Origin of the sequence: Anaerotignum neopropionicum (genome assembly GCF_001571775.1) — a bacterium.
Lineage (GTDB): Bacteria > Bacillota > Clostridia > Lachnospirales > Anaerotignaceae > Chakrabartyella > Chakrabartyella neopropionicum.
Window position 1 is genome coordinate 661,414 of record NZ_LRVM01000001.1, and the last position, 12,470, is coordinate 673,883.

Annotated in this window: 10 protein-coding genes and 1 tRNA gene; 7 read left to right on the forward strand and 4 right to left on the reverse strand. The window is 41.7% G+C overall.

The window, feature by feature from the left end; translation table 11 throughout:
- Positions 1–457: 457 nt before the first annotated feature.
- Positions 458–531: transfer RNA gene (locus tag CLNEO_RS03175), tRNA-Met, on the reverse strand.
- A 73-nt stretch (positions 532–604) separates the two neighbouring features.
- Positions 605–1,318, reverse strand: a complete 714-nt coding sequence (locus CLNEO_RS03180) for a M48 family metallopeptidase (protein ID WP_066084220.1) — start codon at positions 1,316–1,318, stop codon at positions 605–607.
- 424 nt (positions 1,319–1,742) lie between these two features.
- Here CLNEO_RS03180 and CLNEO_RS03185 point away from each other — a divergent pair, with 424 nt between their 5' ends.
- The 4 genes from CLNEO_RS03185 (at position 1,743) to CLNEO_RS03200 (ending at position 6,271) form a co-directional block, all read left to right on the forward strand.
- The gene (locus CLNEO_RS03185; RefSeq protein ID WP_066084222.1) at positions 1,743–2,747 is read left to right on the forward strand and encodes a TAXI family TRAP transporter solute-binding subunit; all 1,005 of its coding nucleotides are present in this window, start codon (positions 1,743–1,745) and stop codon (positions 2,745–2,747) included.
- Between the two features lie 57 nt (positions 2,748–2,804).
- Positions 2,805–3,254: a DUF1850 domain-containing protein gene (locus CLNEO_RS03190; protein ID WP_162266452.1), complete on the forward strand. Its 450-nt coding sequence runs from the start codon at positions 2,805–2,807 to the stop codon at positions 3,252–3,254.
- A 170-nt stretch (positions 3,255–3,424) separates the two neighbouring features.
- Positions 3,425–5,380 carry a TRAP transporter permease gene (locus CLNEO_RS03195; protein WP_330382548.1) on the forward strand — a complete coding sequence of 652 codons (1,956 nt, stop codon included), beginning with the start codon at positions 3,425–3,427 and terminating at the stop codon, positions 5,378–5,380.
- Positions 5,381–5,506: 126 nt separating this feature from the next.
- Positions 5,507–6,271 carry a MerR family transcriptional regulator gene (locus tag CLNEO_RS03200; protein ID WP_066084228.1) on the forward strand — a complete coding sequence of 255 codons (765 nt, stop codon included), beginning with the start codon at positions 5,507–5,509 and terminating at the stop codon, positions 6,269–6,271.
- Between the two features lie 342 nt (positions 6,272–6,613).
- Here CLNEO_RS03200 and CLNEO_RS03205 read toward each other — a convergent pair whose 3' ends face one another.
- Together CLNEO_RS03205 and CLNEO_RS03210 are read right to left on the reverse strand one after the other, a co-directional pair.
- Positions 6,614–6,880 (reverse strand): hypothetical protein, encoded by a 267-nt coding sequence (locus CLNEO_RS03205; RefSeq protein ID WP_066084230.1) that lies wholly within the window; start codon positions 6,878–6,880, stop codon positions 6,614–6,616.
- 119 nt (positions 6,881–6,999) lie between these two features.
- Positions 7,000–7,584, reverse strand: a complete 585-nt coding sequence (locus tag CLNEO_RS03210; protein ID WP_066084231.1) for a manganese efflux pump — start codon at positions 7,582–7,584, stop codon at positions 7,000–7,002.
- Between the two features lie 90 nt (positions 7,585–7,674).
- Here CLNEO_RS03210 and CLNEO_RS03215 point away from each other — a divergent pair, with 90 nt between their 5' ends.
- The 3 genes from CLNEO_RS03215 (at position 7,675) to CLNEO_RS03225 (ending at position 12,201) form a co-directional block, all read left to right on the forward strand.
- The gene (locus tag CLNEO_RS03215; RefSeq protein WP_242864143.1) at positions 7,675–10,347 is read left to right on the forward strand and encodes a calcium-translocating P-type ATPase, PMCA-type; all 2,673 of its coding nucleotides are present in this window, start codon (positions 7,675–7,677) and stop codon (positions 10,345–10,347) included.
- Between the two features lie 165 nt (positions 10,348–10,512).
- On the forward strand, positions 10,513–11,625 hold the full coding sequence (locus CLNEO_RS03220) for an aminotransferase class I/II-fold pyridoxal phosphate-dependent enzyme (protein WP_066084233.1): 1,113 nt from the start codon (positions 10,513–10,515) through the stop codon (positions 11,623–11,625).
- Positions 11,626–11,916: 291 nt separating this feature from the next.
- Entirely contained in the window at positions 11,917–12,201 is a 285-nt protein-coding gene (locus CLNEO_RS03225) for a hypothetical protein (protein WP_066084235.1), read from the forward strand.
- The last annotated feature ends 269 nt before the right edge of the window (positions 12,202–12,470 follow it).

Below are 12,470 nucleotides of genomic sequence, written 5' to 3' on the forward strand. Positions count from 1 at the left end.
GCGCCTTATGAAAAATTTAGAGGTATCTTTTAAAATTTATAACATATTTCTAACAACCAGTGATACAAAGCAAAATAGAAAAACAGAAAGGAAAATTGTATGGCTTATTACAGGCTTGTCTTCCTTGATTTGTTTTAACATATGTACAAACACAGGAAAAACAAAAACGGAAAAAATGATGCAAAAGTAATGTATAAAGTCCAAAATAATTCCCTCCTACTAATGTTACTACCCTATAAATTCAACGCAATACTTATATATTTCTTGTGATAACTCTTATCTTTCTTAGACTAAACTTTGTAGTTAGGGAATCATCCACTGATAAATCTGGCAATGCTTTTTGTTTTTTATGAAATTTTTATGAATATATTTCCACTAAAAACAATAAAATCCGTTATTTCCAATATTTTTTGCAATAAAAAATCCCTAAAACCTTGAGTTCTACGGATTTTCTTGATTGCGGAGGTAGGATTTGAACCTACGACCTTCGGGTTATGAGCCCGACGAGCTACCGGACTGCTCCACTCCGCGGCAATATAAATATACTATACATTTCATTATATGCCTTATGAAAAGATTTGTCAACAAAACATATTCGCAAATTTCACACACCATCCTTAAAGTTCGACTCTAGCTTATTTTTTCGAGCTTTCCAATCGGGCATTAATAGGCTGAGCAACGTATAAAAACCCTCCCCGTGATTCTTATAACGAAAATGCACCAGCTCATGGAGTATAACCTGTTCGATGCAGTCTTGGGATGCCTTCATTAGCTGGAGGTTTAAGCGAATTGTATTTCCCTCGGTGGTACAGCTTCCCCATAGGGTTTTCATGTTCCTGATTTGTATGGTTGGCTGCAAAATTCCATAAGGTTCAACCAAGGGATAAATTTGCTGCAAAATTTCTTCGAATTTGATATTTGCCTGTTCTTTTAGCCAAGAGAGATATTCGCTATGCAATGCATTTGTCGTGGTGCTTGTGGAAAACATAAAAATTTTATCTCCCTGAATTTGTATTTTTGAAGGCCCATTTGAAATTACTAAACAGTAGGGGTTCCCCAAATAATAAAGAGTTTTTCCGTTACAAAACCCACAGGGGGGCAAATTTTGGCGTATTTTTTCAATTTCTGCAAGATGTGTAATAATCCAAAGAGATTTTGACTCTACAAATTCTTTAATAATGGGAAAAGGAACTTTTTTTGATGCAGAAACCACAACATTTCCATGCTTATTTACACGGAGATTGATATATTTAACATCTTTACGAATCAGCTCAAACTCTAATTCAATGCCTTTATATTGAACTGTGTGTATAGACATGGGGATTCTCCTTTGCAATAAACAATTTATCTATCTATTTTACACGCATCAATTGGGATTGTCCAGCACGGGAATACAAAATAATTTATGCGTATTTCTTTTATATATTCACTGATTTTTTCTATAAAATAATTAAAACTAATGAAAGTAATGAAAAAAATGCATAGTGTTTTATAAAAGCTAAAAAGTAATTTATTTAGTATTTATATAATTATTCATTTTTAAGCTTAAACATATTAGTTTTTTAAATAATTAGGCCGCTAATTTGTAAAAAAATATTGGAAAAATGAATTAAAATAAAGACATGGGGGCAAAACCATAAATTATGGATTGAAGTATAAAATAATATATGCTAAAATGAAAATTGAATATAAATGAAATAACTTGCATAATGCAAAAATGAAAAGATTAAGGAGATGGGTAAATGAAAAAGAGTTTAGTAACATTAACAGCTTTGGCAGTAACCGCAATGATGGCGTTTACTGGTTGTGGTGGTGCAGCGAACAATGATGCTCCTAAGGGTGATGAAGAAAAAGCGCCTGCCGGCAAGCAGGTATTAACCTTGGGTACAGGTGGTACAACTGGTACATATTACGCAGTTGGCGGTACAATGGCTACAGTATTAAATAATGAGATGGAAAATGTTAGCCTAAAGGTTGTTTCTTCAGGTGCTTCCAAAGCAAATATCTTAGACATTGATGACGGCGTTTCTGACATTGCAATTGTTCAAAACGACGTAATGTATTATGCTTTTAACGGCACAGACCTTTTTGTACAAAATGGCAAATTCGATACATTCTCTGCAATTGCAGGGGTTTATGATGAAACCTGTCAGATTATTGCAGCTCCCGGCATTACCAGCATTGCTGATTTAAAAGGCAAAACCGTTAATGTTGGCGATGGAGGCAGTGGTGTTGAATTTAATGCAACACAGATTTTGGCAGCTTACGGAATTGACATCAACAGCGATATCAACAAGGTAAACGGCAGCTTTGGCGATGCGGCGGACTCCATCAAGGATGGGAAGATTGATGCGGCATTTATCACAGCCGGCGCGCCTACAACAGCAGTTGTTGACTTGGCAATTTCCAAAGATATTAATTTGTTGATGATTGATGATGAACATGCAGAAGCTTTAATGGCTGAATATCCATTCTATACAAAGACAATCATCCCCGGCGGCACATATGCTTGCGTTGCTGATGATGTGCAGACATTAAGCGTTCGTGCAACCTTAATTGCAAGTAATAATTTGAGTGAAGACGCGATTTATGAATTTACAAAAGCACTTTTTGAAAACAAAGATGCTTTGGCAAATAGTAATGCGAAATTTACCGAATTGGATTCAGAGGCAGCAGTGCAGGGTATTTCCGTTCCTTTCCATCCCGGTGCTGAAAAGTACTTTAAAGAAATTGGCGTTCTTAGCTAATTGTTCCAATTTGGCAGTATGAGCTTCAAGCAGATTGTTGGTATAGTGGTTGCAATAATGGTTGTCATTATTGCAACTGCTATTTTTCATATGAACCACACAGAAGATTGCCTGATATTGCGGAACGGGAGAACAGGCAATATTCTCGTAAGTTACCCCATGGAAGAAGGCGGGGAATTTTCTGTACGATTCATGCATTCTGTGAACAAATCGCCGGTGGAAGATCGCTACCGGATTGAAAATGGAGAAATTGTAGTATACGAAACGGTTTATTATAACTTTGGAGCAGGGGTGCAGACAGAACTGGAGGATGGGCAGACATTAACCTACGGAGAGGATGGAAGTATGATCGTTTCCGGGTTTCATAAGGTGATGCTTGACCTTTCTTACAATGTTAGTCCGGTTTATGATCATATTTTGGTTGTAAATGGAGAGGAAGTCAGCCTGCGCCAGCTTTGCGGTGAGGATAGATTTATTACTATTGGCTATGAGAAGGGGAAGAAATAGAGAAGGGGTTGTTCGTTTCAAAGTTATTGAAACCCTTGAAGGCTTTGTTTTTTTGCATATTGTTTGGTTCTGAGAGGAAGTTAAAGAAAAATGACCTTTGCTTGAGATATGTAAAATGCTAAATTTGGTTTGGTTACTTTGAAAAATACTGAACAAAAGGAGGATATACGGTGTTTAAAAAGAAAGAAAAAATATCTTTGGAAAACATAGCTGCATTTCATGCAGAAGTAAATGATGCGGATTTGGAAGCAGTCATGAAAAAATACGATAGAGAAGCAAATATACGCCACTTTGAAGGAATTCCAAAGATAATTGTAAAATGTATGTTGATTGCATTCGCTTTATTTATGGTTTATATGAACCTATTTGCAAATTGGGGTGAGCAGGTTCGGCGTTGTTTATTTTTAGGCTCGGTAATAATTTTGATTTTTACTGTTTATCCAAGAAAGAAGGGTATGGCGCAAAAGCCAAACCATATTCCCTGGTATGATTGGATTTTAGGGATTGCAGGCTCAGCCAGCTTTTTCTATTATGTGATACATTTCAACGAGATTATTCAGAAGGCAACAAGAATTGGGCAGCTTGAAGTGGTTTTAGGGGTTATTGGAATTTTGGTGCTGACGGAGGCTTGCCGCAGGGTTACAGGCATTCCTATTATTCTTGTGGCAACGGGATTTGTACTGTATGCCTTTTCTACGGGTCTGCCTCTTAGAAGAATTATTTATAACTTGTTTTACACAACAACGGGTGTCATTGGTGTGCCCATTGGTGTTTGTTCTACGTTTATTGTGCTGTTTATTATTTTTGGTGCTTTCTTGGAGGCAACGGGTATTTCCAACTTTTTCATACAATGCGCAAACTCCATTGCCGGCGCCAGCTCGGGCGGACCGGCTAAGGTTGCAGTCATTTCCAGTGCTCTTTGCGGTATGGTTTCGGGCAGTTCCGTAGGAAATACGGTGACTACGGGCAGTGTTACCATTCCTATGATGAAAAAGACAGGTTATCCCCCAGAATTTGCCGGTGCGGTTGAGGCGGCAGCTTCTACCGGTGGACAGATTATGCCCCCGATTATGGGCGCAGCAGCGTTTTTGATGGCAGAAATGTGCGGTGTAGAATATGCCAGCATTATTCAAAAGGCGATTTTGCCTGCATTCTTATATTTTTCCGGCATTTTTTTGATGGTACACTTTAAGGCAAGAAAACTGAAGTTGATGGGGATTCCCAAAGAAGAATTGCCAAAATTCAGCCATCTGGTGAAAAATATTTATTTGCTTTTGCCTTTGGTTGTGTTGGTGTATATGATTATTGATGGCTACACCATGTCTCGCTCTGCCATTTTTGCAACTCTGGTTGCAATTGCAGTGAGTATGTTTAACAAAGAGAATCGTATGACTGTGAATGGCTTTTTTTCAGCATTGGAAAATGGTGGAAAAGGAACCCTTTCTGTTGCAGCCGCTTGTGGTATGGCGGGGATTATTGCCGGCGTTGTAAGTATGACAGGATTGGGGCAGATTTTTATTTCCGGTATCGTTTCTATTGCTGGGAATAATTTGATTATTGCGTTGATGCTGACTATGGTATGCTGTATTATTTTGGGCATGGGCGTTCCTACGACGGCAAATTATATCATTATGGCAACAACCTGTGCGCCAATTTTGATTACAGGTATGAATATGGATATCATCGCTGCCAATATGTTTGTATTTTATTTTGGCATCGTGGCGGATATTACACCGCCGGTGGCTTTGGCTGCATATGCGGGGTCTGCCATTGCAGGGGCGAATCCTATGAAAACGGCGTTTAACGCCACGATGCTTGCTATTGCGGCGTTTATTATTCCCTATGTGTTTGCCTATAACGAAGCGTTGTTATTTATTAATACAACACCTTTGCAGGTAATTCAGGTAGTAGTTACTTCATTTGTTGGTATGTTTGCCATTTCGGGAGGTATGATTGGATATATGCTTAGGGATTTAAATCCCATCCTGCGCATTATTTCTATCGGATGTGGATTGATGCTAATTTATCCTAGCATAGGTACGGATGTGCTGGGCATTATTGTGATCGGCTCCATTGTTGCTATGCAATTGATTGCAAGCAAAAGAGAATTGAAGACGGCAGCATAGATTTTAAAATGATTAGACGGGTAGCAATAGCTACTCGTTTTTTTATATGAGAAAAGAAATTAAAATTTTACTTGACTTTAACGTTACGTCAAGATGTATTCTTTTTATACAATAGGAGGTGGCGATATGGAATATGGCATTAAGGAATTATCGGAATTGGCGGGGGTAAGCGCGCGTACCTTGCGATACTATGATGAGATTGGTCTGCTGTTGCCCTTGAGAACAAATGCTGCGGGATACCGCTTTTACGGCGAAAAAGAAGTTGAGCTATTACAGCAAATTCTTTTTTATCGGGAGCGGGGGCTTGGCTTAGATCAGATCAAAAATATTATGTATCAAAGAGATTTTGATATTCTATCCGCGTTGTATGGCCATTTGCAGGAGCTTGAAAATCAGAAAAAACGGTTGGATGGGTTGATTTCTATTGTGAAAAAAACAATTTTGACAAAAAAAGGAGAGGGCGTTATGAGTGATAAGGAGCGTTTTGAAATATTGCGGGAAAAAATGATACAGGAAAACGAGGAAAAATACGGACAGGAAGTGCGGGAAAAGTATGGCCATGCTTCCATGGAGGCGGCAACACAAAAAATAAAGAATATGTCAGAGAGGGATTTTGAACATTTTCAAAAGCTGGAGAATGAAATCCTTCTGCGCTTAAGGGATGGGGTGGCGAGTGGGAAGATGCCAGAAGATGAGGAAGGCAGGGCAATTGTTTTACTGCACAAGGAATGGCTGGGGATGACATGGAAAACCTATTCAAAACAAGCACATAAGGGCTTGGCAGAAATGTATGTAAAAGATGTACGCTTTACTGCATACTATGACAAAAAAGTGCAGGGGTGTGCGGAATTTTTAAAAAATGCCATTGAATTTTGGGTTGACAAAATATAAAGGCAGTTTTAGGGAAACGCTGATTGATTTCGTGTGCATAGCTAATCGGTAAATTTTCCACTTGGACAGCGTCAAAAAGCCTCGAAATAGCGCTGCTATTGCTGTGTTTTTCCCCTTGCCAATTGAAAAATTTCCTCGACTATCTGCACACCCTCCATTAAATCAGCACTTCCTAAGATTTAGAGGGGAAATGTGAGGGAAAAAAATTTATAAAGCTGAAAAAGGCCCCACTCCTTGGCTAGTAAGCCAAGGAGTGGGGTTTTTTAGTGAAAAAGTGTTAGTGATGTTGGCACTTTTTATTTTTAACTTTTTATAAGCTTGCAATAAAGGTATATGCACCAATTAAACATTTTCCTCCCAACGCCAATGATCTTGGATTAGGGTTTTGGCAGTGTCAAAATCTTTTTTATACACATAAAAAACATATTCAATTGTCTGGGTAAATAAAAGCTCCGGTGAAATTGCAGGGAAAAGCCCTTGGGGGGCGTTTCTATCTATTGCCGAAACAGAGTGCTCGATGCCTGCCTGCTCCAAAAATTGGCGCATTTGTGACTGTTCCTCCAAGGAGTGGGCAGCATAAACGGCAAGACTATTAAAAAATGTAAACATAACCATCACCTCCATTTCGTAAAGTATACCACGATTTGAAGGTGCTGAAAACATATAAATAAAAGGTGAAAATTCAAATGAAATTATTATTTTCAGTAAAAATTTTTTTCTAAGGGCTGTTACATTAGGCGAAGGAGTGCAATAAAAATAAGCATACTGCCGGATAGGGCAGACCATAGGTTTTCCCTGAGTTTTATGGAGAGCGCAAGCTTTTTGCCTAAAAACGCCCCTATAGAAAGAAAGCTGACTTGGAATAATGCCGCCAATAAGGGAAGACTGCTAACCCTTATGCCGGCGGCGGCGGCGCTGATGCCGATGCCCAAGGAATCGAGAGAAAGAATAAAACCAAGCAGGAGGGCTTCCTTGGGTTCCAAGGTTTTGGATGCGTCTTTATCGCAAGAGGAAGGCTGATGAACCGTTGCCAGCGGAGATGGCGGCTCTTTTGCCTTCCGAAAGCCCTGTAAGCAAAGCCATAGACCAAACAGAAGTAAAAAGCAGGCAGCTAAGGTCTCGCCTGTGGCGGAGGGAAGAAGCAGTGCAAGCCCGCGGCCTGCTAAAATAAAACCTTCCATCATGAAAAAAGTCTCTAATGCTAATATAAATTTGGATGTGGTTGGGAAAGTAATGCGGCGCAATCCATAAGAGATGCCAATGCCTAAAGCATCTACGCTGAGGGAAAAGGCAAGCAGCAAACAAAAAACCATAAGGAAACACCTCCTGCTTTCTATAGTATGCAGGAGGAATTTTTTTGGGCATGACCACATACATATGAAAAAGAGGACAAACTGACTAAAATGACAAAGGACGGGTGTGAGGATATGGATTGGTGGAATCAAGAGACAAAGGAAGTGAGCCAGTCTTTAGAGACTTTTTTAGGAAATGGGCTCTCCATGGACGAGGCGAGAAAAAGATTGGCGACCAACGGAAAAAATCTTCTTCGCCACGAGGGAGAAAATACTGGAATTATGAAAAGATTTTGTGCCCAGTTTAATGACTTTATGGTTATGCTACTTTTGATGGCTGCGGTAGTTTCTTTTGCGGTGTCTTACCTGAATGGGGAAAAGGACTTTATCGACTCCGTTATTATTATTGCAATTGTTGTGTTAAATGCCCTTTTGGGTGTAATACAAGAAAGCAAAGCGCAAAAGGCGCTGGAGGCATTAAAAAAAATGTCGGCACCCAAGGCAGTGGTGCTTCGAGATGGAAAGCGCAGAGAAATTCCCTCGGAGGACGTTGTGGTGGGGGATATTATGTTGCTTGAAACAGGCGGTTACATATGCGCCGATGGACGGGTGAGCGAAAGCCGAAGTTTAAAAACAGAGGAAAGCGCAATCACAGGGGAATCTTTGGCGGTGGAAAAGGATACAAAAAAATATCCCAAGGAAACTGCCTTGGGCGATCGAAAAAATATGGTGCTTTCCGGTAGTTTTGTGGTTGGGGGAAGCGGACGAGCCATTGCCATTGCAACGGGCATGGATACAGAAATCGGGCGTATTGCAGATCTTTTGGCCCAGCAAGATGATCAGGAAACGCCGTTACAGAAAAAACTTGGACAAACGGGGAAGACTCTTGGCATTGGAGCGCTGGCAATTTGTGCCGTAATTTTTGCCATGGGCCTTTTGCGCAACGAACCGCCTTTTTCTATGTTTATGACCTCCGTAAGTCTGGCGGTAGCTGCAATTCCCGAGGGTCTGCCTGCCATAGTGACCATTGTATTAGCCATTGGAATGCAAAGAATGTCTAAGAAAAACACAATCATCCGTCGTTTGCCCGCAGTGGAAACGCTGGGGAGTGCGGCGGTTATTTGTTCTGACAAAACCGGCACTTTAACGCAAAATAAAATGAAGGTTGTAAAGATTACTGATTATGAAAAACAAAAGGACGAGGAGAAAAGGCAGCTCATTCTCACGCTATTTGCTCTTTGCAATGATTGTCACAGAGAGAAAGAAAGGTTGGTAGGAGAACCAACGGAACGAGCACTGGCTGAGGCGGCGGAGGAGGGGGGCGTTAAGCCCGAGGATGCGCAAGAGGAAATGCCAAGAGTGGGAGAGATTCCTTTTTCATCGGAGCGAAAAATGATGACAACACTTCATACCATGGGGGATGGAACGTGGATGACAGTGACCAAAGGGGCACCGGAAATTTTATTTGACCGTTGCAGTAAATGCTTAGAGGGACATGCCCAGGTGAAATTTGACGGCAGCAAAAAAAGCAAAGCACGGATGCAAAACGGTGAAATGGCAGCAGGAGCATTAAGGGTAGTTGCGGTTGCTTTTCGGGAATGGGCGGAAAAGCCGGACTTGACAAAGGGAAACGCAGTGGAGCAGGATATGGTTTTTGCCGGCATGGCTGGCATGATTGATCCCCCTAGACCCGAGGCTGCAAAAGCAGTTGCCCTTTGCAAGCAGGCGGGCATTCGCCCGGTTATGATTACGGGGGATCATGCCTTAACGGCCCAGGCCATTGCTACGCAGCTTGGTATTTACAAAAAAGGGGATACCTGCATTACAGGACAGGAATTAAGCAAACTTTCCGATGAGGAATTGGAAGCCGCCGCCGCCCAGTGTACTGTATTTGCAAGGGTTGCGCCGGAGCATAAAGTACGTATAGTTAAGGCATATCAAAAGGATGGCAGTGTTGTTGCTATGACAGGGGATGGGGTCAATGATGCTCCGGCATTAAGGGCGGCGGATATCGGCTGTGCCATGGGAAAAAGCGGCACAGAGGTGGCAAAGGGTGCGTCGGATATGATTTTGACGGACGATAATTTTGCCACCATTGTAGAAGCGGTAAGGGAAGGACGCGGCATTTACGATAATATCCGTAAGGCGGTACATTTTTTGTTATCCAGTAATATAGGAGAAATTATTACGATTTTTGTCGCTATGTGCTTTGGCTGGGCAACGCCGCTACTGCCCATTCAACTTTTGTGGGTAAATCTGGTAACGGATTCTTTGCCGGCCATTGCGCTAGGGTTGGATCCGGTGGAGCAAGATTGCATGAATAGACCTCCCAGACCGCGGGAAACCACCGTATTTGGGGGCGGCATGGGGAGCAAAATTATGGTTGAGGGTATGATGATTGGTATGCTGGCTCTGCTGGCCTTTGGCATTGGACATGTGTATTTTGATGGTGAAAAAATGTATGTAACAGGCAGAACCATGGCTTTTGCCGTGCTTTCCATATCACAGCTGGTTCATGCGTTTAATATGCGTTCGGAGCATTCCTTATTCGCGATTCGACCGTTTGGAAATTTATGGTTGGTGGGGGCTTTTATGATGGGTCTATTACTTCAAGTAAGTGTTATCATGGCTCAGCCCTTGGCAACGGTGTTTAAGGTTGCACCTTTGGGCGTTACGGAATGGCTTATTGTGGCGGCTTTGGCGTTGCTGCCGTTACCCATTGTGGAGCTTGAAAAATGGAAAGACAGGCTTTTGGAGCGCAGAGAAGCAAAAAAACAAATATAAATATTTTAAAAATACAAAAAGGCAAGCTTGAGCCGTCCCTCAGGCTTGTTTTTTTCTTGACAGTGGCATATGGATTGTTTGTATTCATTGAATTTGCTATAATATAGGAAAAAGGTAAGATTAAGGGACAATGAGTGCAGATGGAAAAGAAAGAGGGGAAAGGATATGTATCGAACCGTTTATAGTCCCCAAGGGGCGCGGATTAACCTAGATGGGCGAGAGGTTGTAAATATGGCATCCAACAATTACTTGGGGCTTGCCAGTCATCCAGACGTAATACAGGCAGCAAAAGCGGCGTTGGATCAATACGGCGTGGGGCCTACAGCCAGCCGAAATATTGTGGGAAACTTTCCGGTGCACGACGAATTGGAGAAGGCGTTGGCAAAATTTAAGGAGGTAGAGGCCACCCTTGTTTTTAATTGCGGCGTTTCCGCAAATACGGGGGTGATTCCATTCTTGGTGGGAAAGGGCGATGTTATTTATAGCGATGCCCTTAACCATGGCAGTATTATTGACGGCTGTCGCCTTTCCGGTGCCCAGGTGAAGGTTTATCATCATAAGGATATGATTTCTTTGGAAGAAAGATTAAAGGAGCCTGAGGAAGGGAAAAAGCTGATTGTTACCGACGGCGTGTTTAGCATGGATGGGGATTTGGCACCCCTTCCTCAAATCGCTGATTTGGCAGAGAAGTATGGGGCGATGCTCATGGTGGACGATGCCCATGGCGATGGGGTTATGGGGCCCATGGGTAGAGGCACCGTTGACCATTTTGGATTGCGCAAGCGTGTATTTGTGGAAACAGGCTCTTTATCTAAGGCGTTTGGTTCAGCCGGCGGGTTTGTGGCTGGTTCAAAGGAATTGATTGAGGCGCTCCGTCCTAAAGCAAGAAGCTTTATTTTTACGGCTTCCCCCATGGCCCCTTGCTTGGCGGCGGCAGCGTTAAAGGTGGTAGAAATGATTTCTGAGGATGAGGCATATGTGAAAAAATTATGGAAAAACAGAGAATATTTTGCAAATAGGATTACAAAGCTGGGGTTAAATATAGGGACCACGGTTACTCCTGTGATTCCTGTGATTGTTGGAGATGGAGCACTGGCGCAAAGAATGAGCGAGGATTTATTTGAAAAGGGTGTGTTCGCCCAGGCAATCCAATTCCCCATGGTTCCCAAGAATGCCGCTCGCCTAAGAGTGATACTCTCTGCAGGCCATACCAGAGAGGATTTGGATTTGGCCGCAGATGCCATTGAAGAAAGTGCTAGGGCAATGGGTATAATATAATAAACGCGGGGAGATATTTGGTTTTGTAAAATTTTTGGCAGCTTTGCGTAGCAAAAGTGATGACCATTCACGGCCCAAGATAGGGCAGACAGCGAAGCTGGCTTTTGCGGAGTAAACAGATGAACCCAAACCTTTGCGGGTGTTTGAGGGCAAAGCCCGCAGGAGTTTGACTTTATGGATACGCTGAAGGATATTCTTAGGCGTATCTTTTTTATTAGAAAATGACTTTACAGGTTTTTTCAGCATTGAAATGTTTTTTGTTGGCAATACTGAAAAAAGGAGGTGATAAAAATGTTAAAAGACGGTTTATTTGAATTGCAGGAAAAAGCGAGAATAGACAGCAAGCTGCGTAAAAAAATATTGGAAACAAGGAAAGCTCGGGATCCGGAAGCGGCCCTTTGTGAGCTGGCCACGGAATTAGGCTGTGGGATTACCGTAGGGGAAATTTATCAACAGGGGCAAAGATATCTATCGGATTTAGAGGACGGCTGCATTGGTGCCACGGAGCCTAGGAAAAAATGGGGGGACACATACGAGCAGTTTTTTGCTTCAATAGAAGGAATGGAAACGAAATAGGACTAACCGTAAGAGAACACCTCATTTGTTGAAAGGATTTTTGGTCTTTCAAATTGGGGTGTTTTCTACGGAAACAGCAGTATAGGGGAAAGGTATAAATAATAGATTTAAAGCGTGTATTTTTATGATTAAACATATAATTAAGTTTTACATTTCTAAAAATGCAGCTGCACATTAAAAAATAAAAATTTCCGCATACAAAACAAAACAAGACATTTTTCCCCAAAAATGGATAAAAATATTTTGTGTTTTCCTACATTGACAGGGGT

Bases quoted from the DNA above. Each gene is read 5' to 3' on its own strand.
- CLNEO_RS03180 (WP_066084220.1), bottom strand. From the start codon at position 1,318: ATGTCTATACACACAGTTCAATATAAAGGCATTGAATTAGAGTTTGAG.
- CLNEO_RS03185 (WP_066084222.1), top strand. From the start codon at position 1,743: ATGAAAAAGAGTTTAGTAACATTAACAGCTTTGGCAGTAACCGCAATG.
- CLNEO_RS03190 (WP_162266452.1), top strand. From the start codon at position 2,805: ATGGTTGTCATTATTGCAACTGCTATTTTTCATATGAACCACACAGAA.
- CLNEO_RS03200 (WP_066084228.1), top strand. From the start codon at position 5,507: ATGGAATATGGCATTAAGGAATTATCGGAATTGGCGGGGGTAAGCGCG.
- CLNEO_RS03205 (WP_066084230.1), bottom strand. From the start codon at position 6,880: ATGTTTACATTTTTTAATAGTCTTGCCGTTTATGCTGCCCACTCCTTG.
- CLNEO_RS03210 (WP_066084231.1), bottom strand. From the start codon at position 7,584: ATGGTTTTTTGTTTGCTGCTTGCCTTTTCCCTCAGCGTAGATGCTTTA.
- CLNEO_RS03215 (WP_242864143.1), top strand. From the start codon at position 7,675: ATGACAAAGGACGGGTGTGAGGATATGGATTGGTGGAATCAAGAGACA.
- CLNEO_RS03220 (WP_066084233.1), top strand. From the start codon at position 10,513: ATGTATCGAACCGTTTATAGTCCCCAAGGGGCGCGGATTAACCTAGAT.
- CLNEO_RS03225 (WP_066084235.1), top strand. From the start codon at position 11,917: ATGTTAAAAGACGGTTTATTTGAATTGCAGGAAAAAGCGAGAATAGAC.